Source organism: Acinetobacter lwoffii, assembly GCF_024129355.1.
GTDB classification, from domain to species: Bacteria; Pseudomonadota; Gammaproteobacteria; order Pseudomonadales; family Moraxellaceae; genus Acinetobacter; species Acinetobacter lwoffii_I.
In genome coordinates, this window is record NZ_JAMXXP010000001.1 from 49,313 (window position 1) to 69,876 (window position 20,564).

The following is a 20,564-nucleotide window of genomic DNA, read 5'->3' on the forward strand; positions in this document are numbered from 1 at the left end:
CCAAGTAAATACATAGGTATAATGTCTAATAGATTAAAGAATAAAGCACCTGTTTAGAGCTATTGAACCGAGTTGTTTATTTAGCCTAAGTTAATAATTTATATGTAATTAATGTGATAGCTTAAGACAGTGATTAATCACATCGAATAGAGGTCGGGTCTAATTTTATTTGCGGTGACAGCTGTTCATAACGATTTAAAATTGTTTGAGTTTCACCTGCATAAATTTTTTGCTGTAGCTGCCGGATTTTATGTTCTGTCACATGTAAACGCGCACAATGTAATGCAATCTGATTTTCCCGGGTTACCGCCAGTCGTTGACTCTGCTCATATTCCGGATAGGGCTCGATTTTCTGCTGTGCTCTGCTGAGTTGTGCCAAAGATCGTTTTTGCTGCATGCTCATCAGTTGCTGCTGATTAATCCACTGTGCCACATCACGTCTGACGCCATTATAATCTACGAAAATAGGCGAGATGATCTAGCAGGCACTCAGACTTGAAAGGCCAATGAGTAAAATAGATATTTTGATTTTATACATTTGATGAATCCTCGAAGAATTAAAGGGTGCTATGAATGCGTGAATTACATACTAAAAAAACCTTTTTTGTTTAAAATTTAAAAGTTTATTCCGTATTTGCATAAAGACTGAACATTTGTGTTTTAAAATGCTTGACGATAGAAGCTGAAATTACGATAATGCGCACACAGTTTACGGCTATGTAGCTCAGTTGGTTAGAGCACCGCACTCATAATGCGGGGGTCACAAGTTCAAGTCTCGTCATAGCCACCATTTTAAAAGACCAAGCTCTCAGCTTGGTCTCTTTTTTTGTCTTTTAAAAAGTACTGCAAACTATAAAAAATATTTGAAGCATCCACTAATTTTTTCAGATTTCTCAAAACATCATTTTTCCTTAATATTGAGTCTGATCTTCATTTTACTGTCGCATAAAAAAATCGCCCAAGCATTCACTTGGACGATTCTGATTTACATCATTGAGAGCAGAATTTAGCTACCTGCTTTCCATCCATTGACGATTGGATAACGACGCTCACGGCCATAAGAACGTGAACTGATACGTGGTCCAATGGCACCTTGGCGGCGCTTGTACTCATTGATATCAACCAGACGAATCACTTTTTTCACGACTTCAGCATCAAAGCCTTTGGCAATGATATCGTCTTGACTCATATCTTCTTCAATATACGAATACAAGATCGCATCCAGAATGTCATAAGCAGGCAAAGAGTCTTGATCGACCTGATCCGGACGCAGTTCTGCTGAAGGTGGGCGGGTAATCACACGTTCCGGAATCACTGGAATTTCTGAAATGCTGTTACGATACTTCGCCAGTTCAAACACAATGGTTTTATATACATCTTTCAGAACTGCATAACCACCGACCATATCGCCATACAGGGTGCAATAACCGACAGCTAGTTCAGATTTATTACCGGTTGCCAGCACCAGATTACCGAATTTATTAGACAGGGCCATCAATAAGGTGCCACGTGAACGTGCTTGCAGGTTTTCCTCGGTGGCATCGACTGGAGCATTGCCAAAGAATGGGAATAGCACCTGCATAAAGCCGCTTACCACTGGATTGATTTCGGCAATACCGAAAGTCACGCCCATATTTTTGGCTTGAGCCGCTGCATCTTCTACACTGATTTGTGCGGTATAGGTATAAGGCATCATCACAGCCTGAACTTTGTCTGCGCCAAGCGCATCTACAGCAATCGCTAGGGTCAGGGCAGAGTCAATGCCGCCAGACAGTCCCAGAATCACACCTGGGAAGCCAGAACGCTGTACATAATCACGTGTAGCCATGACCAGGCTTTGATAAATCTCAGCCATGGTGTCTAAAGCAGGTGCAATTGCACCTTTACTGAATTGCAGTTGTTCAGCATTAAATTCTGCAATTGCCAGATTTTCCTGGAAAGTTGGTGCCTGTAAAGCCACCTCGCCAGATTTGTTCAGCACAAAACTGGTACCGTCAAAGATCAGATCATCCTGACCACCGACCTGATTACAGTACACCAGATTGATATTCAGCTGTTTGACCAAGGCCGCCATGGTTTCAATGCGATGTTGTGGTTTACCCACTTCATATGGCGAGGCATTCAGTACCAAAGCTGTGTCGATATTCAGTTTTGCCAGTTGCTGAACAGTCGCCAAAGACCAGACATCTTCACAGATCAGTACGCCAAATTTATGTCCAAGATACTCAAAAACCAGATGCTGATGACCTTCGCCAAAATAACGCTTTTCATCAAATACGCCATAGTTTGGCAACACTTGCTTGTTATAAACACCCAGTACTTCGCCATCTTTCATGACAGCAGCCGAGTTATAACGCTGACCATCTTCAGTTTGATTAACAAAACCAAAGACCATGACAATATCTTTTACTTCAGTCAGTTTTTCAAAAGCAGCTTTGGTGCGTTTCACCAGACTTGGGCGAATTAATAAGTCTTCTGCAGGATAGCCCAATGTTGAAAGTTCAGGAAAGATAATCAGATCTGCTTTATCTTTTTTAGCCTGATTGGCCAGATCAATCATTTTTTGCGTATTTGCATCCAGATTGCCCACATGTGGAGAGAATTGAGCAATCGCAATTTTAAAACTTTTCATTCCAAGTAAATCCTATTCCTATAGGTTGATACACTAAATTACTGATTTTTATAATTATAATTATTCAGTTGAGTGCACTTCGATATTCATAAAATGCCAAATGGCTTAAATAAAAAACTTTTTATCGCATGATCATTGAATCTTAATCTGCGATGCAAAATAATCATACCGGCTTATTTTATCGAAATTTTATCGATAAGCTAGAGCTGATTTAGCAGAACAGGCATTGAGTGAAAAAAGTTATTATATAAACTTAGAAAATATGCTGATTTTTTATGCATCTAGGCGTATATAAATTTAAAGGCTGAAGTCGAAATTTGGGCTTTTAAAATATGCCTTAGCTATATTGCTTAGAATTAAACTGATTAAATATCATCTGTTTATTTGGGGATTTAAAATAATATTCGGAATTTTTTTTAGAAAAATATCTCGGGCAATATCGCCTTGTTGTTCAATATTGTAGGTTGAAAATGATTTGTTGGGATTAAATTGATATTTGTACGGATTATATTTTCCCAAGCTGAGAAAATAAGCACTTTGTAAAAATGCCCCTTTTAAAAGCACATTGATCTGACATTGGTGTTGATAAATATGCGCCATCTCATGAATAAATAGTGCCTGATAAGATAAACTCTCGCGCGAATAATCTTCCTGATAATTTAAATTGCGTACATGGATGTAGCCACTGGGCGCCATAATGACATGTTTGGATTGCCAGGGCAGGTAGGGGTGATTCATGATTTTAACGCGGGAATAATCGATCAGGTTGCCAAATACTCGTTGGGAAATTTTGATTTCACCAGACGTTAAACTGCGGCACTTAAACTGTTCAAAACGAACCAGTCTCAAAATAAAGGGCAGAAAATACAACAGCATTCAATATACGTCCTGTTTTTAGGTGACTTAATCCGTGAATATGATTTTGATATATTCATTTTAAAACGTTTCAGGTCAATTTTTTGTAGGCTTTTGTCAGTGCTAAAAAAACCACCCGGGTGGGTGGTTTTCTTGAGTCTTTCGACGCGGTTCGAATTAACGAACGATATCGCGTTGAACTTCGCCAGTATAAAGCTGACGAGGACGACCGATCTTGTAAGGACCGCTGTGCATTTCTAACCAGTGGCTGATCCAGCCAACAGTACGTGCAAGCGCGAAGATCACAGTAAACATTTCTGTCGGGATACCAATCGCTTTAAGGATGATACCTGAGTAGAAGTCTACGTTAGGGTATAGGTTACGCTTGATGAAGTATTCGTCAGAAAGTGCGATACGTTCAAGTTCCATAGCCAGTGCAAGCTGTGGATCATTGATGCCAAGTGCACCAAGAACTTCGTCACAAGTTTCTTTCATTACTTTCGCGCGTGGATCGAAGTTTTTGTAAACTCGGTGACCAAAGCCCATCAGTTTAACTTCTTTAGTCTTCACTTTTTCCATGAAGCCAGCAACGTTTTCTACAGTGCCGATTTCGTCAAGCATCTTAAGAACAGCTTCGTTCGCGCCGCCATGAGCAGGACCCCAAAGTGCAGAGATACCAGCAGCGATACATGCATACGGGTTAGCACCAGTAGAACCAGCTAAACGTACTGTAGACGTAGACGCATTTTGTTCGTGGTCAGCATGAAGCGTGAAGATACGGTCCATTGCTTTTGCAAGAATCGGATCAACTTTGTAATCACGGTCTGCAGGAGTAGCAAACATCATGTGCAGGAAGTTTTCTGCATAACCAAGGTCGTTACGTGGGTAAACGAATGGTTGACCGATGGTGTACTTGTAGCTCCAAGCTGCCAGCGTAGGAATCTTCGCGATTAAACGAATCGCAGTGATTTCACGGTGGTTCACATCTTCGATGTCAAGGTTGTTGTGATAGAATGCAGACAACGCACCAACCACACCTACCATGATCGCCATAGGATGCGCATCACGACGGAAACCATTGTAGAAACGGCTAACTTGATCGTGAACCATTGTATGGTTACGTACTTTAGCGTCAAATTCTTCTTTTTGCTCAGCAGTTGGAAGTTCGCCATTTAACAATAAATAGCAAGTTTCCAGGTAATCAGCTTTAGTCGCCAATTGATCGATTGGGTAGCCACGGTGTAAAAGTACACCTTTGTTACCATCGATGAACGTGATTTTAGACTCGCACGCAGCTGTCGCCATAAAACCAGGATCAAAAGTAAAGTGACCTGCAGCCAACACATCTTTAACGTCGATTACATCTGGGCCCAATGTGCCGCTGTAAATTGGTAGTTCAATTTCTTTGCCATCAAGCTGTAAAACGGCTTTCTTGCCAGTTGCTTCAGACATTCAATAGATCTCCTGTCCTGGTGAATGTATATCCGCTTTGTCTATCAATCTTTTAATGCACAAAACGGACGGATCAAAAATTTGCTATAAGATTAGTGAGTACTGAAATTTTGTCAATTATACTTATGGATGAAAAAATGGCGGCCGCACAGCGGTTTAGTCATATTCGCTCAGTATAAAAAGTTCAGTAAAATCACAGCATCAAACCTCTATAATAAGTCAAATTGATGCAGAGGTGCAGAAAAAAATAGACTGCCTGGAGCATTTGTAAGCGTTTTTTCGTAGCAAGAAATGCGAGCGAAAATAGTGAGAGATTAAGGTGAATATGCTTAAAACTATATAAATCTCATAACTTACATCGTTTTTACCAAGCTGAATTTCACAGGTGGAATTATAAATAAAAGCAATTAATTGAATTTTAAATCCGTTTTAATTGATTAAAAAATAGCTTAATAAATGGCCAACTTTGCAGCAAAGCTAGGCAGGATAAAAATAAATGAATGATTTTTTGAATCTAAATGCTTCAAATTGATTGAAAAACCCATCATCTGATGCACTAAGTCGCTATTTAACATCAGGTTATCTGAATCACTGTGCTGCTGCTGAATTGGGGCAAGTGGTCTGTTAAATATAGGCGCTTGATTTAAATCTGAATTAAAAAGAGATTTAAATAATATTTGTGATGGAACTGTGCGTCTTTAGTCTAAAACTCAAACATGATCCTGTAGGCTGAAAACCGAGTAAATTAATCATCTTAATTATTTAAAAACAATCATATAGATAGGAATTGAAAGGGTGGAATAATATATAAAGTCTGACTTATTGTTGTTAATGATTCTTATTTAATGGTTTTTTATCCAAAAAGCCAAATTCAGCCGTTTGTATTTTAATAGTTCACGTTTTATAATTCAGTGTCGTTTTGATTTTAGGCATGTATTTGCCTGAGAATGCCAGCTTTCCTTCGAATTAATTCCAACAAACTCCGGATGGAGTTTTTACTTACAGGATGCCCGCTGTGAAAAGCAACAGACCTGTCAATTTGTCCATGGGTCAAGTTTTAGAAGTAAACTTAAAATCCCCCGTGGCTATTGCATCAATTCTACACCGTCTTTCAGGTGTTATCGTATTCTTACTCGTACCGGTCCTTCTATGGATTTTAGACAAGTCATTGTCTTCGCCTGAAGGTTTTGCGCAAGTTCAAGAAATCTTTAACGGTTTCATTGTTCGCTTTATTGTATGGGTATTTGTCGCCGGCATGATTTTTCACTTTATTGCGGGTGTTAAGCATTTACTTGCTGACATTGGCGTTGCTGAAGAACTAGAAAGTGGCCGTGTTGCATCTACTATCGCATTAATCTTGTCTGCAATCGGTATTGTTGCAGCATTTGTATGGATCGTACTCTAATGAAAAGCGCTACTGGTTTAACAGGTTCAGGTTCTCGCGATTGGTTTCTCCAACGTGTCAGTGCTGTAGTTCTAGCTGTTTATACCGTTGTTGTACTGGGTTGGATTCTACTGAATGGTGGTTTCAACTTTGAACAGTGGTACGGCTTTATGATGACAGTTCCAATGAAGATCATGTCTTTGTTGGCGGTCTTATCTCTTGTTGCACACGCATGGATCGGCATGTGGCAGGTATTCACGGATTATGTGACTACTCGTCAAATGGGTCCTTCAGCTTCAGGTTTACGCCTTGTACTGACTTCAGCAGTGATCATTGCTGTACTTGCATATGCAATCTGGGCGATCCAGATTTTTTGGGCGAATTGATAGGAAACAATCATGGGCGCTATAAACCCTAAAGAAGATTACACAAATATTCCGCACGAAACTTTCGATGCTGTCATCGTTGGTGGTGGTGGTTCAGGTATGCGTGCGTCTTACCAACTTGCTCAAGCTGGTTTGAAAGTTGCGGTTCTGACTAAAGTATTCCCAACTCGTTCGCACACTGTTGCAGCGCAGGGTGGTATTGGTGCATCTCTTGGTAACATGCAAGAAGATAACTGGCACTACCACTTCTACGACACTGTAAAAGGTTCGGACTGGTTAGGTGACCAAGATGCAATCGAGTTCATGACTCGTGAAGCGCCTCAAGTGGTTTATGAACTTGAACACCTGGGTATGCCATTCGACCGTAATGCTGATGGTACAATTTACCAACGTCCATTCGGTGGTCACTCAGCAAACTACGGTGAAAAAGCTGTGCCACGTGCATGTGCTGCTGCCGACCGTACCGGTCACGCACTTCTTCACACACTTTATCAAAGCAATGTGAAAATGGGCACTCAGTTCTTCGTAGAATGGATTGCGCTTGACCTGATCCGTAACGAAAAAGGCGACGTTCTAGGTGTTACAGCAATTGATCAGGAAACTGGTAAAATTGCAGTATTCCAAGCAAAAGCGACTTTGTTCGCTACTGGTGGTGCTGGTCGTGTTTACCGTGCATCTACAAACGCTTATATCAACACTGGTGACGGTCTTGGTATGGCTGCTCGTGCAGGTATTCCATTACAAGATATGGAATTCTGGCAATTCCACCCAACGGGTGTTGCGGGCGCAGGCGTATTGTTGACTGAAGGTTGTCGTGGTGAAGGTGCAATCCTTCGTAACAAAGACGGCGAACCGTTCATGGAACGTTATGCACCAACTTTGAAAGACTTGGCGCCACGTGACTTCGTATCACGTTCTATGGATCAAGAGATCAAAGAAGGTCGTGGTTGTGGTCCTAAAGGCGATTACATCCTGCTTGATATGACGCACCTAGGTGCGGATACGATCATGAAACGTCTTCCATCTGTATTCGAGATTGGCAAGAAATTCGCGAACGTTGACATCACTAAAGAGCCAATTCCTGTAGTACCAACAATCCATTACCAAATGGGTGGTATTCCAACGAATATTCATGGTCAGGTGGTTGTTCCTGAGTCTCCTGAAACAGAAGCGCTTGTTGCTAACTACAACAAAGACACCGACGTTTACTCTACCAATGCTGAAGGTCGTGACTTTGCTAAGCCAGTAAAAGGTTTCTATGCAATCGGTGAATGTTCATGTGTATCTGTACACGGTGCAAACCGTCTAGGTACGAACTCATTGCTTGACTTGGTTGTATTTGGTAAGGCCGCTGGTCAACATATCATTGAATATGTTACTAAACAGCACGATGGTGAATATGAGCCACTTCCAACAACTGTGCTTCAAGAAACTGTTGAACGTATTCGTAAACTTGACGAATCGACTACAGGTGAGAATGCTCAAGACGTTGCTGATGCAATCCGTGATATCGTTCAAGATCACGCTGGTGTATTCCGTACATCTGCGCTTCTGGACGAAGGTGTGAAGCAGATTCTTGCAATTGAACCGCGCGTACGCAACATTCACTTGAAAGACAAATCTAAAGTATTTAACACTGCACGTATTGAAGCACTAGAAGTTGAAAACTTGTATGAAGTTGCGAAAGCAACGCTTATTTCAGCTGCAGCGCGTAAAGAATGCCGTGGTGCACATACGGTTGTAGACTTTGAAGAGTCTCCAGACCATGCTGAATACCCATATGGTCGTCGTGATGATGAGTGGATGAAGCACACTTTATGGTTCTCTGCGGATAACCGTCTAGAGTACAAGCCAGTTCGTTACCGTCCATTGTCGGTTGACGCGATTCCACCTAAACCACGTACATTCTAATCAGGAGAATTCAGATGAGTAGAGGTACTCGTACATTTCATATCTACCGCTACGATCCTGACAAGGATAAAGCACCGTACATGCAAACTTTCAAACTTGAACTGACTGACAAGCACCGTATGTTGCTTGATGCACTTCTTGCATTGAAAGTACAGGACGAAACTTTAACGTTCCGTCGTTCATGTCGTGAAGGTATTTGTGGTTCTGATGGCGTGAACATCAATGGTAAAAACGGTTTGGCGTGTCTTTGGAACCTGAACGATTTACCAAATGAAATTACTGTTCGTCCATTGCCTGGTCTTCCTGTAGTGAAAGACTTGGTGGTTGACATGAACCAGTTCTATGATCAGTACAACAAGATCCATCCATTCTTGATCAACAACCAGCCTGCGCCTCCTAAGGAACGTTTACAGTCTCCTGAAGAGCGTGAGCATCTTGATGGTCTGTATGAATGTATTCTATGTGCATGCTGTTCAACTTCATGCCCGTCATTCTGGTGGAACCCGGACAAGTTCTTGGGTCCTTCAGCATTGTTGAATGCTTACCGCTTCATCATTGACTCGCGTGATACGGGTACACAAGAGCGTTTGGCTCGTCTTGACGATCCATTCTCATTGTTCCGTTGTAAAGGCATTATGAACTGTGTATCTGTATGTCCTAAAGGCTTGAACCCAACTAAAGCAATCGGTCACATCCGTAATATGCTTTTAGATATGGCGGGCTAATAGGCTGCTCTTCGCAGTTTAGAAAAAAGCACACCTTCAGGTGTGCTTTTTTTATGCAAACTATTGGAAAAATTAAAAAATCATAAGATAAAAATAAAGATACTATACTTAAAATGTATAAAGTTGAGTGAAATAGTCAGGAAAAGAGTAATGGCTTTGGGCGCCATATAAGAAGAACATGTGATTATTTTGGGTATTTATGATTTTTAGATGTAAAACTGACCTGAAAAATAGCAAGAACGATGTTATTATATAACGGAAATTTAAGGAGGGAGTGGATTGAAAGGTTTGCTCTCTTTTTATTTATCGGAAATGCTTAGGACTTAAGTCTACATTGAATCTATTTTTGAGATAAAGCACCATATATTAGAGTAAAATATCTGAACTGTATTTAGCCAATTTATGGAAGGTATGTGTCAAAAAAATCAATTGAAAAGTTGAGATCATGTTAGCATTTAGCCCATGACTATGTTTAAAAAATGCCACGTCAGGTACATTTTTTAAACACTGCATAATCAGGGACTGGTATATAAAGGTAGACCCGAGTCGCTTTAGAAAAAATCTTTGTTAATACTTGCTTTTTTCTAAGTCGATTTGCAAAAAATTGCCCGGTTTCGATCGGGTATTCAATGAGTGATGATGCCGCTGAGGGGCGTTATTGTTCATTAAACATATCAAGATTTTCTTGGTGTGGTGATAACGCCTCATGGTTTATGCCTTATGGGGGACTAGTATCATATTACCAATTTGATGCTAATAATCCTGGGTTTTGCTTAAAAAGCATCCTGAAAATGTTTTTGCAATAGGAAATGGGTCCACAAATGCAAGAAGTTGCTGACGCTCTGCGTCTTGACACTGAACTTTCCGCTGATAGTGCAGCGTATATTGAAGAACTTTATGAGCAGTATTTGACTGCTCCAGACTCAGTGGGTGCTGACTGGAGAGCGTACTTCGATAAATTCCCAAAAGGTGATCAACCACACAGTAATGTACGTGAGCAATTCCTACTTTTAGGTCGCAATTCAAGCCGTATTCAGCCTATTGTTCAGTCGACAGTCAGTTCAGAGCATGAACGTCGTCAAATTGGCGTGCTACAGCTGATTGCAGCGTACCGTAACCGTGGCCACCAGAAAGCAAAACTGGATCCATTAGGTTTGGCGAAGCGTGAAGTTGTGCCTGATCTAGATCTTGCTGCGCATGGTTTGACTCAGTCTGACCTAGATACAGTATTCAATACTGGCAATCTGGCGATCGGTAAAGAAGAAGCGACTTTGGCTGAAATGGTTCAGTCAATGGAAGCCACTTACTGTGGTTCAATCGGTGCTGAATACATGCACATCGTGGACACCAAAGAAAAACGTTGGATTCAACAACGTCTAGAAAGTGCACGCGGTCAATATGGCTTCAATGCTGATCAAAAGAAACATGTCCTTGAGCGTTTAACTGCAGCTGAAGGCCTAGAAAAATATCTTGGTAATAAATTCGTTGGTGCCAAACGTTTCGGCGTTGAAGGTGGTGAAGCATTCATCCCGATGGTCAACGAAATTATTCAGCGTGCAGGTTCTGTAGGCTGTAAAGAAGTTGTGATCGGTATGCCTCACCGCGGCCGTTTAAACCTTCTTGTTAACATCATGGGTAAGAACCCGGCTGACCTGTTTGGTGAGTTCGAAGGTAAATCTATTCACAAGAAAGGTTCTGGTGACGTTAAGTATCACCAAGGCTTCTCTTCAAACGTGATGACTCCAGGTGGCGAAGTTCACTTGGCATTGGCGTTTAACCCGTCACACCTTGAAATCGTTGGCCCTGTGGTTGAAGGTTCAGTACGTGCACGTCAAGTACGTCGTAAAGACATTGGCGGCGATGACGTATTGCCACTAATCGTACACGGTGATGCTGCATTTGCAGGTCAGGGCGTTAACCAGGAAACTTTCCAGATGTCACAAACTCGCGGTTATACCGTGGGTGGTACAGTGCACATTGTAATTAACAACCAGGTTGGTTTCACCACGTCTGATCCACGTGACGCACGTTCTACAGAATACTGTACTGACATCGCAAAAATGATTCAGGCGCCGATCTTCCATGTGAATGGTGATGATCCTGAAGCTGTGGTGTTCATTTCACAATTGGCACATGACTTCCGTCATACCTTCCGTAAAGACGTTGTGATTGACATGTTCTGCTACCGTCGTCGTGGTCATAACGAAGCGGATGAGCCAGCTGCAACTCAACCAATGATGTATCAAGTGATTAACAAGAAAGCGACTACGCGTACGCTTTATGCGGATCAACTGGTACAACAGGGTGTTCTTGATCGCGCAAGTGCAGATCAAATGGTTGAAAACTACCGTGCAGACCTGGAAGCGGGTAATCACGTTGCCAATGCACTGGTACTTGAACCAAACAAAAAAATGTTTGTGGATTGGACTCCTTACTTAGGTCATGAGTACACAGACGAGTGGGATACAACTTTCCCAATCGAACGTCTAAAAGAGCTTGGCAAGAAAATGCGTGAGCTTCCTGAAGGCTTCGTGATGCAGCGTCAAGTTGCAAAAGTAATTGATGACCGTCTGAAAATGCAAACGGGTGAAATGCCTCTGAACTGGGGTGCTGCTGAAACTCTGGCGTATGCAACTGTACTAGATGATGGTTACTTGCTTCGTTTAACGGGTGAAGACGTAGGTCGTGGTACTTTCTCACACCGTCATGCAAAACTGCATAATCAGGTAGATGGCTCAACTTATCTTCCGCTGTGTAACCTGAAAGAAAACCAGCCGCGTACTGCAATCTATGACTCTTTATTGTCAGAGATGGCTGTATTGGCATTTGAATATGGTTATGCGACGACTCTTCCTAAGAGTTTGATCATCTGGGAAGCGCAATTCGGTGACTTCGCAAACTGTGCACAAGTGGTAATTGATCAGTTTATCTCATCTGGTGAAACCAAATGGGAACGTGTATGTGGCTTGACCATGCTTCTTCCTCACGGTTTTGAAGGTCAAGGTCCAGAGCATTCATCTGCACGTTTGGAACGTTTCTTGCAGCTATGTGCTGAAGACAACATGCAAGTCATCACACCGACCACGCCTGCGCAGATTTTCCACGCATTACGTCGTCAAGCGATTCGTCCAATCCGTAAGCCATTGATTGTTACTTCGCCGAAATCTTTACTTCGTCACAAGCTTGCTGTATCTAGCCTTGAAGAGCTTGCAAACGGTACATTCCAGACCGTGATTGATGAAGTAGACAACATCAACAAGTCAGATGTAACCCGTCTGGTACTGTGTGGTGGTAAGGTGTATTACGACCTAGTTGAAAAACGTCGTGAAAAAGAATTGAACAACACTGCAATTGTACGTATTGAACAATTATATCCATACCCAGAAAAACGCCTGGCAGAAGTGCTTGCGCAATATCCAAACGTTAAAGAACTTGTTTGGGCGCAAGAAGAACCGAAGAACCAAGGCGCTTGGTTGTTCATCGCACCGCGTCTATATGACGACGTGATGAAAGCGGGTAAACAAGTACGTATTAGCTATGCAGGCCGTGAAGCTTCTGCTGCACCGGCATGTGGTTCACCATATTTGCATGCAAAACAACAAGCTCAGCTCATCAACGACGCGCTTGCGATCGATGCTGAATAATCCAGGAGATTCTAAAATCATGGCAACCGAAATTAAAGCACCGGTATTCCCAGAGTCAGTTGCGGACGGTACGATCGCAACTTGGCACAAACAACCAGGTGAAGCTGTATCACGTGATGAAGTGATCTGCGATATTGAGACTGATAAAGTTGTTTTAGAAGTTGTTGCTCCTGCAGACGGTACACTTGCATCTATTATTAAAGTTGAAGGCGATACTGTTCTTTCAGCTGAAGTTATTGCGCAGTTTGAAGAGGGTGCTGTTTCTGGCGCGGCTCAAACTCAAGCAGTTCAGTCTGAAGAGAAAGTTGAACAAGCTGCGGCAAATACTGAAGCAGGTAATTCACCAATCGTTGAACGTCAACAGGTACAGGACCAGGCTCCAGCAGTGCGTAAAGCATTGACTGAATCTGGTGTTGCAGCTGCTGATGTTGCAGGTACTGGTCGTGGCGGTCGCATCACGAAAGAAGATGTGGCAAATCATCAAGCGAAACCGGCAGCACCTGCAGCGCAACCATTAAGCGTTGCAGTGGGCGAGCGTATCGAAAAACGTGTTCCTATGACTCGCCTTCGTAAGCGTGTTGCTGAACGTTTACTTGCAGCAACTCAAGAAACTGCAATGTTGACCACGTTCAACGAAGTGAACATGAAACCAATCATGGAAATGCGTGCTCAATACAAAGATGCATTTGAGAAGCGTCATGGTGCGCGTCTTGGCTTCATGTCATTTTTCGTTAAAGCAGCAACTGAAGCACTTAAACGCTATCCAGCGGTAAATGCTTCAATTGATGGCGATGACATCGTGTATCACGGTTACTACGATATCGGTGTTGCAGTTTCATCTGAGCGTGGTCTAGTGGTTCCTGTACTTCGTGATACAGACCGCATGAACTATGCTGAAGTTGAAAACGGTATTCGTGCATATGCTGGCAAAGCACGTGACGGTAAGCTGGGTATCGAAGATATGACTGGCGGTACATTCACTATTACTAATGGTGGTACTTTCGGTTCATTGCTTTCTACACCAATTTTAAATACGCCACAAACTGCGATTCTGGGTATGCATAAAATCCAGGAACGTCCGATGGCGGTGAATGGTCAAGTAGAAATCTTGCCAATGATGTACCTGGCACTGTCTTATGACCACCGTTTAATCGATGGTAAAGAAGCAGTTGGTTTCCTTGTAACAATCAAAGAATTGTTAGAAGAGCCAGCGCGTCTTATCCTTGATCTTTAATTTTTAAGAATATATTTATGGGCTTAGGGCGAAAACTCTAGGCCCATTTTTGGAGATAAACATGTCTCAATTCGATTTAGTCGTAATTGGTGGTGGCCCGGGCGGCTACGAAGCAGCAATTCGTGCAGCTCAACTTGGTTTCAAAGTTGCGTGTATTGAAAAACGTATTCATAAAGGCAAGCCATCTTTAGGTGGTACTTGTTTAAACGTGGGTTGTATCCCGTCTAAAGCTTTACTTGATTCTTCACATCGTTATGAAGATACCGTTCAGCATCTAGATGACCATGGTATTACGACCGGTGAAGTTAAATTCGATCTTGCTAAAATGCTGGCTCGTAAAGACAAAGTTGTAGATCAATTGACTGGCGGTATTGATCAATTACTTAAAGGTAATGGCATCGAGTGGTTAAAAGGTACGGGTAAACTGCTTGCAGGTAAAAAAGTTGAGTTTGTGTCTCACGAAGGTGAAACTCAAGTTTTAGAGCCTAAGTACGTGATTCTTGCGACGGGTTCTGTTCCTGTAAATATTCCAGTAGCTCCTGTAAATCAAGACTTGATCGTTGATTCTACTGGCGCGCTTGAATTCCCAGAAGTACCTAAGCGTTTAGGTGTGATTGGTGCTGGTGTAATCGGCCTTGAGCTTGGTTCTGTATGGCGTCGTTTGGGTGCTGAAGTTGTTGTATTTGAAGCAATGGATGCATTCTTACCAATGGCTGATAAAGCATTGGCAAAAGACTTCCAAAAACTGTTGACTAAGCAAGGTATGGATATCCGTATCGGTGCAAAAGTTGCAGGTACTGAAATCAATGGTCGTGAAGTAACGGTTAAATATAACCAAGCTGGTGAAGACAAAACTGAAACTTTCGATAAATTGATCGTTTGTGTCGGTCGTCGCGCATATGCTGAAGGTTTATTGGCTGATGATTCAGGCATTAAATTGACTGAACGCGGTTTGGTTGAAGTCAACGATTGGTGTGCAACTTCAGTTGAAGGCGTATACGCAATTGGTGACTTGGTACGTGGTCCAATGCTTGCGCATAAAGCAATGGAAGAAGGCGTAATGGCGGTTGAGCGTATTCACGGTCATGCTGCACAAGTGAACTATGACACCATTATTTCTGTAATTTACACACATCCGGAAGCGGCGTGGGTAGGTTTAACAGAACAGCAAGCGACTGAAAAAGGTCACGAAGTTAAAACGGGTCAATTCGGTTTTGCTGTGAACGGTCGTGCTTTAGCTGCGGGTGAAGGTGCCGGTTTCGTTAAGTTTGTTGCTGATGCAAAAACGGATCGTTTACTCGGTATGCACGTGATTGGACCTGCTGCGTCTGATATCGTTCACCAAGGTATGATCGCGCTTGAGTTTGTATCTTCAGTTGAAGATCTTCAGTTGATGACTTTCGGTCACCCGACATTCTCTGAAGTGGTACATGAAGCTGCACTTGCAGTTGATGGGCGTGCGATTCACGCGATCCAACGTAAGCGTAAGTAATTCGAAAAAAGAGCGACTTAGGTCGCTCTTTTTACATTTCATGGTTGTTTTTATTGGAACAATCATCTAAAAATAAAGATAACGATTTTAAGAAATGCTGGTACTGCTTTGACGGACGTCTGGGTGCTAGTGGGTTATAACAAGGCAAAGAAGTAATAAAAGGTTATTCAATGAATTTACATGAGTATCAAGCAAAAGCGCTATTAAAAAAATATGGTATGCCTGTACAGGAAGGGATACTTGCCACCAATGCCGATGAAACGGTGCATGCTTTCGAGCAGTTGGGTGGAAAGTTTGCAGTATTGAAAGCACAGGTGCATGCGGGTGGCCGGGGTAAGGCTGGTGGGGTAAAAGTGGTAAAATCGGCTGCCGAGGCTGCTGAATATGCCAACCAGATTATTGGTTCACGCTTGGTGACTTACCAGACTGATGCCAATGGTCAGCCGGTCAATAGCATTTTGGTCTCTGAGGATGTTTATCCGGTTGAGCGCGAGCTGTACTTGGGCGCTGTAGTGGATCGCTCGACTCGCCGCATCACTTTTATGGCATCGACTGAGGGTGGTGTTGAAATTGAGAAAGTGGCCGAAGAAACTCCTGAAAAAATCATTAAAGTTGAAGTTGATCCTTTAGTTGGTCTAGTGCCATTTCAGGCGCGTGAAGTTGCTTTTGCACTTAAACTCAAAGATGGACAAATCAATCAGTTTGTTAAAGTCATGACGGCTGCTTATCAGGCATTTGTAGACAATGATTTTGCACTTTTTGAAATCAATCCGTTGTCTGTGCGTGAAAATGGCGACATTCTCTGTGTCGATGCCAAAATCGGAATTGATTCGAATGCACTATATCGTTTACCTGAAGTCGCTGCACTGCGTGATAAGTCTCAGGAAAATGAACGTGAGTTAAAAGCGTCTGAGTTTGATCTGAACTATGTGGCTTTAGAGGGTAACATTGGTTGTATGGTCAATGGTGCCGGTCTTGCCATGGCAACCATGGATATTATCAAGCTTTATGGCGGTCAACCAGCCAACTTCCTGGATGTTGGTGGTGGTGCAACCAAAGAGCGCGTGATTGAAGCCTTTAAAATTATCTTGGCAGATAATTCTGTTCAAGGTGTATTAATCAATATTTTTGGTGGAATTGTACGTTGTGACATGATTGCTGAAGCAATTATTGCAGCGGTTCAGGAAGTAAATGTGACCGTTCCCGTAGTTGTTCGCCTCGAAGGCAATAATGCGGAACTGGGCGCAAAATTACTGGATGAATCAGGTTTAAAATTGATTTCTGCACATGGTCTTGCTGATGCTGCAGAAAAAATCGTTGCTGCTGTAAAAGCTTAAGGAGTATCTAACATGAGCGTATTAGTTAATAAAGACACTAAAGTATTGGTACAGGGCTTTACAGGCAAAAACGGTACATTCCATTCTGAACAGGCTTTAGCCTACGGCACTAAAGTCGTGGGTGGTGTAACCCCGGGTAAAGGTGGTCAAACCCATTTAGAATTGCCTGTATTTAATACCATGCGTGAAGCAGTGAAAGAAACAGGTGCAGATGCTTCAGTGATTTATGTTCCGGCACCCTTTGTACTGGACTCTATTGTTGAAGCGGTTGATTCTGGCATTGAGTTAATTGTGGTAATTACTGAAGGTGTACCGACCATCGACATGCTCAAAGCCAAGCGTTATCTGGAAACCAATGGTAATGGCACACGTCTCATCGGACCAAACTGTCCGGGTATTATTACGCCGGGTGAATGTAAAATCGGGATCATGCCGGGACATATTCATCAGCCCGGTAAAATCGGGATTATTTCACGTTCAGGCACACTGACTTATGAGGCTGTGGCGCAAACTACAAAACTCGGTTTAGGTCAGTCGACCTGTATCGGTATTGGTGGTGACCCGATTCCGGGCATGAACCAGATTGACTGCTTGAAACTGTTCCAGGAAGATCCACAAACTGAAGCTATCATTATGATTGGTGAGATTGGCGGTACTGCGGAAGAAGAAGCTGCGGAATATATTCAATCGAATGTGACTAAGCCAGTTGTTGGTTATATTGCGGGTGTGACTGCACCTAAAGGCAAACGTATGGGTCACGCAGGTGCGATTATTTCAGGTGGTAAGGGCACAGCAGAAGAAAAGTTTGCTGCCTTTGAGCGTGCGGGTATGGCGTATACACGTAGTCCAGCCGAACTTGGTTCAACCATGCTGCAAGTATTAAAAGATAAAGGTTTAGTTTGATATTCACATTAGACCTTTAATAAAAAAGCTCCCAGATGGGAGCTTTTTTATATCTCAGTCTATTTTTAAGTTTTGGCTTTAAGGCTCTGAGTCATGCCGTTGATATCACCACCTTGAATACCAAGCTCACTCATCAGACTGTCAATAAGCGGTGCTTGGCTACGATAACGTAGGGCGCTATTCACTACCTGATCTGATAGAGCAACATTACCATTCTCATGATGGGCATCTGCCTGACAGGCACCGGCATGACCGCCATGTAGGCCATTCACCTGGAGAATCTTGATATCATCAATATTCTCCATTGGCTTGACACTTTCTCTGATAATTTCAGGCAAGTATTTCAGCATGGCCAGACGAATCTGCATTTCGACCTGTTCAGGTGACAGGACGTTATTGGCTTCATTAACCGCACGTGTACCTTCAGCATCCACCTGATACTGTTTCTCCATTGCCTGAGCCAGTAGAATTTTCGCATCCGCTTCGCCCTTGGCTTTAAGGCGGACTTTTTCTGCTTCCGCCTCAGCCGCAATCCGCACTGCTTCTGCATCATCTGCTGCCGCTTGTTTTCCAGCTTCAGCGGCAACTGTAATGGCAATTGCATCTTTTTCAGCATGTTCTTTGGCTGCGACCAGCTCAACTGCCTTTTGACGCTCTGCCTGCTGGATTTGACGTACGGTGATAACTTCTTCTTCCGCTTTTACCGCTTGTGCACGTGCCTGATCGGCTTGGGCTTTAGCTTCAGATTCAGCACGTGATTTTTCCGCAATGGCAATGGCGCGGTCCTGTTCAGCCAGTTCAATGGTTTTCTTTTGCTCGACCTGTGCTTTTTGAATCAGCTGAGCCTTTTGAATATTTTCATTTTCGACATCACGGGCGGCCAAAATACGCTTGAGTTCGACTTCTCGTTCAGCGGCAATTTGTGCTTCTTCTGCTTCACGTTTTTTGCCGGCTTCCTGAGCGGCAATTTCAGCCAGCTGTTCAGCACGGCGAATGGCAATTTCACGTTCTTGTTGCAGCTTGGCATATTCTTCTTCACGAATAATTTGCAGGCGCGCCTGTTCAGCTTCCAGATTTTTGGTTTTGATCGCCAGATCGGTATCCTGTTCAATGTGGTTACGCTTGCGGCGACGATCTTCAATGGTTTCAGTGAGCTTGGTCAGACCTTCAGCATCAAATGCATTTTGCGGGTTGAAGTATTTAAATCCGGTCTGATCCAGTCCGGTTAGGGAAACCGTTTCAAGCTCCAGACCATTTTTATGTAAATCTTCCGAAACGACTTGCTGTACTTTTTGTACGAAATCGACGCGTTTTTCATGCAGTTCTTCCATGGCCATTTCTGCCGCCACTGCGCGCAGTGAATCAACAAATTTACCTTCCACCAGATTTTTCAGTTCATTCGGTGACATGGTTTTTTGACCAAGGGTTTGTGCTGCGGTGGCAATTGAATCTGCGGTAGGTTTGACTCGGACATAGAATTCGGCCATGACATCGACCCGCATACGGTCACGGGTAATCAGTGCCTGATCATCAGCACGGCGGACTTCAAGACGTAGGGTATTCATATTTACTGGAATGATTTCATGCAAGACAGGGAGCACGATTGCGCCTCCACCTAAAATCACTTTTTCTCCACCCCAACCGGTACGTACAAAGGAAATTTCCTTGCTTGAACGACGGTATAAACGTGCAATGATGAGACCGAAGGTCACCAGTGCTACAAAAATAATTCCCGCAATAATTAAAATATTATATAAATCAAATGTTAACATTGTTATAAAGTCTCAATTGAGTGCTAGCTAAATAAAATTAAAGTGCAATGGCTTGAAAGCCGTTCTTGGTTTTGTGGGTTAGAACTACATTCTGACCTTGATTTAGAATTTGATTGTTTTCTGGTTCAACCAGAACATAATGAGTCTGGCCATGTTGATCCCGGACTTTGGCTTGTGCGGGAGAATTCACTTTGGCATTTCCCAGAATAATGGTCGCGGTACGTCCGATGAGTTCATCACTGTAAATCGCGGAAGTTTCATCTTGGGGCAGGAGCTTACTGGCGGCCATGGCAAGAAAGCGCACCACAGGCATACACAGAAACAGGCAGGCCGGAGAAATCAGCCAAACATTAAACAGCTGGCTGGTCAGGCGCTCAAATATGCCCTGAATCAATAAACCGCTTAACCCATAACTGGTCAGAAAAATGATTAGCCAGATAAATAAAGGCAGACGCCCCAGATATAACCAGTCAAATACTTTGCTGAAAACACCCGGAGACTGATCCGGGCTTATTTCTGGTTGCAGGGGATCTTCAGGTAAAAACTGTTCAAAGATATGCTGAGAGCCGCCGCCAAGCAGCAATAGAATACATTCTAGTGCTGCAAACATCAGCATTAGGCTCAGGCTAATACTAAATACGATATTGGATGGATGCGTAAACAGTTCCCACATTTTTTCATCTCTATAATTATGTTTTTAGGAAAAGTATCTGAAAGTTTTTATTGATATAACGATAACAGTAATTGTTGATTTTGTATGCAAAAAAATAACAAAAAACCTTATAAACAAGGATTGAATATATTGATTATTTAATAATTATTAAACTATTAAAATTA

Annotated in this window: 15 protein-coding genes and 1 tRNA gene; 10 read left to right on the forward strand and 6 right to left on the reverse strand. The window is 42.7% G+C overall.

The features are described from left to right. Positions 1-133: 133 nt before the first annotated feature. A complete protein-coding gene (locus NI468_RS00200) occupies positions 134-478 on the reverse strand; it encodes a hypothetical protein (protein ID WP_253099239.1) in 345 nt (114 codons plus the stop codon). Between the two features lie 235 nt (positions 479-713). Here NI468_RS00200 and NI468_RS00205 point away from each other — a divergent pair. Then, positions 714-790: transfer RNA gene (locus tag NI468_RS00205), tRNA-Met, on the forward strand. A gap of 216 nt (positions 791-1,006) precedes the next feature. On the opposite strand, the gene NI468_RS00210 is transcribed toward NI468_RS00205, so the two are convergent. From NI468_RS00210 to gltA, 3 genes are all read right to left on the reverse strand, one after another. Continuing rightward, the gene (locus tag NI468_RS00210) at positions 1,007-2,632 is read right to left on the reverse strand and encodes an NAD+ synthase (protein ID WP_004646285.1); all 1,626 of its coding nucleotides are present in this window, start codon (positions 2,630-2,632) and stop codon (positions 1,007-1,009) included. A gap of 372 nt (positions 2,633-3,004) precedes the next feature. Then, complete coding sequence (locus NI468_RS00215; protein ID WP_253098965.1) at positions 3,005-3,508, reverse strand: hypothetical protein; 504 nt, start codon at positions 3,506-3,508, stop codon at positions 3,005-3,007. 156 nt (positions 3,509-3,664) lie between these two features. Further along, entirely contained in the window at positions 3,665-4,939 is a 1,275-nt protein-coding gene (gltA, locus tag NI468_RS00220) for a citrate synthase (protein ID WP_004279429.1), read from the reverse strand. A gap of 1,006 nt (positions 4,940-5,945) precedes the next feature. Here gltA and sdhC point away from each other — a divergent pair. The 9 genes from sdhC to sucD all read left to right on the forward strand — a co-directional run bounded on the left by sdhC (position 5,946) and on the right by sucD (position 17,955). Further along, positions 5,946-6,344, forward strand: coding sequence for a succinate dehydrogenase, cytochrome b556 subunit (sdhC, locus tag NI468_RS00225; protein WP_004279430.1), 399 nt, complete (start codon positions 5,946-5,948; stop codon positions 6,342-6,344). Beyond that, on the forward strand, positions 6,344-6,709 hold the full coding sequence (sdhD, locus tag NI468_RS00230; protein WP_004279431.1) for a succinate dehydrogenase, hydrophobic membrane anchor protein: 366 nt from the start codon (positions 6,344-6,346) through the stop codon (positions 6,707-6,709). The genes sdhC and sdhD overlap by 1 nt, the downstream gene beginning before the upstream one ends. Before the next feature lie 12 nt (positions 6,710-6,721). Beyond that, positions 6,722-8,620 (forward strand): FAD-binding protein, encoded by a 1,899-nt coding sequence (locus NI468_RS00235; protein ID WP_004279432.1) that lies wholly within the window; start codon positions 6,722-6,724, stop codon positions 8,618-8,620. 14 nt (positions 8,621-8,634) lie between these two features. Continuing rightward, entirely contained in the window at positions 8,635-9,345 is a 711-nt protein-coding gene (locus tag NI468_RS00240) for a succinate dehydrogenase iron-sulfur subunit (protein ID WP_004279433.1), read from the forward strand. 821 nt (positions 9,346-10,166) lie between these two features. After that, the gene (locus NI468_RS00245) at positions 10,167-12,989 is read left to right on the forward strand and encodes a 2-oxoglutarate dehydrogenase E1 component (protein ID WP_004279434.1); all 2,823 of its coding nucleotides are present in this window, start codon (positions 10,167-10,169) and stop codon (positions 12,987-12,989) included. Positions 12,990-13,008: 19 nt separating this feature from the next. Next, positions 13,009-14,223 carry a 2-oxoglutarate dehydrogenase complex dihydrolipoyllysine-residue succinyltransferase gene (gene odhB, locus NI468_RS00250; protein ID WP_253098967.1) on the forward strand — a complete coding sequence of 405 codons (1,215 nt, stop codon included), beginning with the start codon at positions 13,009-13,011 and terminating at the stop codon, positions 14,221-14,223. Positions 14,224-14,284: 61 nt separating this feature from the next. Further along, a complete protein-coding gene (gene lpdA, locus NI468_RS00255; protein ID WP_253098969.1) occupies positions 14,285-15,715 on the forward strand; it encodes a dihydrolipoyl dehydrogenase in 1,431 nt (476 codons plus the stop codon). A 170-nt stretch (positions 15,716-15,885) separates the two neighbouring features. Further along, positions 15,886-17,052, forward strand: coding sequence for an ADP-forming succinate--CoA ligase subunit beta (gene sucC, locus NI468_RS00260; RefSeq protein WP_153567074.1), 1,167 nt, complete (start codon positions 15,886-15,888; stop codon positions 17,050-17,052). 12 nt (positions 17,053-17,064) lie between these two features. Next, positions 17,065-17,955 (forward strand): succinate--CoA ligase subunit alpha, encoded by an 891-nt coding sequence (gene sucD, locus NI468_RS00265; protein WP_004646291.1) that lies wholly within the window; start codon positions 17,065-17,067, stop codon positions 17,953-17,955. A gap of 65 nt (positions 17,956-18,020) precedes the next feature. Here sucD and NI468_RS00270 read toward each other — a convergent pair whose 3' ends face one another. Together NI468_RS00270 and NI468_RS00275 are read right to left on the reverse strand one after the other, a co-directional pair. Further along, positions 18,021-19,727: a flotillin family protein gene (locus NI468_RS00270; RefSeq protein WP_005107514.1), complete on the reverse strand. Its 1,707-nt coding sequence runs from the start codon at positions 19,725-19,727 to the stop codon at positions 18,021-18,023. A gap of 37 nt (positions 19,728-19,764) precedes the next feature. Further along, positions 19,765-20,400, reverse strand: coding sequence for a YqiJ family protein (locus tag NI468_RS00275; protein WP_180180364.1), 636 nt, complete (start codon positions 20,398-20,400; stop codon positions 19,765-19,767). Between the last annotated feature and the right edge of the window lie 164 nt (positions 20,401-20,564).

Bases quoted from the DNA above. Each gene is read 5' to 3' on its own strand.
- odhB (WP_253098967.1), top strand. From the start codon at position 13,009: ATGGCAACCGAAATTAAAGCACCGGTATTCCCAGAGTCAGTTGCGGAC.
- NI468_RS00270 (WP_005107514.1), bottom strand. From the start codon at position 19,727: ATGTTAACATTTGATTTATATAATATTTTAATTATTGCGGGAATTATT.
- NI468_RS00245 (WP_004279434.1), top strand. From the start codon at position 10,167: ATGCAAGAAGTTGCTGACGCTCTGCGTCTTGACACTGAACTTTCCGCT.
- sdhD (WP_004279431.1), top strand. From the start codon at position 6,344: ATGAAAAGCGCTACTGGTTTAACAGGTTCAGGTTCTCGCGATTGGTTT.
- NI468_RS00240 (WP_004279433.1), top strand. From the start codon at position 8,635: ATGAGTAGAGGTACTCGTACATTTCATATCTACCGCTACGATCCTGAC.
- gltA (WP_004279429.1), bottom strand. From the start codon at position 4,939: ATGTCTGAAGCAACTGGCAAGAAAGCCGTTTTACAGCTTGATGGCAAA.
- sucC (WP_153567074.1), top strand. From the start codon at position 15,886: ATGAATTTACATGAGTATCAAGCAAAAGCGCTATTAAAAAAATATGGT.
- NI468_RS00235 (WP_004279432.1), top strand. From the start codon at position 6,722: ATGGGCGCTATAAACCCTAAAGAAGATTACACAAATATTCCGCACGAA.
- NI468_RS00275 (WP_180180364.1), bottom strand. From the start codon at position 20,400: ATGTGGGAACTGTTTACGCATCCATCCAATATCGTATTTAGTATTAGC.
- sucD (WP_004646291.1), top strand. From the start codon at position 17,065: ATGAGCGTATTAGTTAATAAAGACACTAAAGTATTGGTACAGGGCTTT.
- lpdA (WP_253098969.1), top strand. From the start codon at position 14,285: ATGTCTCAATTCGATTTAGTCGTAATTGGTGGTGGCCCGGGCGGCTAC.
- NI468_RS00210 (WP_004646285.1), bottom strand. From the start codon at position 2,632: ATGAAAAGTTTTAAAATTGCGATTGCTCAATTCTCTCCACATGTGGGC.
- sdhC (WP_004279430.1), top strand. From the start codon at position 5,946: ATGCCCGCTGTGAAAAGCAACAGACCTGTCAATTTGTCCATGGGTCAA.
- NI468_RS00215 (WP_253098965.1), bottom strand. From the start codon at position 3,508: ATGCTGTTGTATTTTCTGCCCTTTATTTTGAGACTGGTTCGTTTTGAA.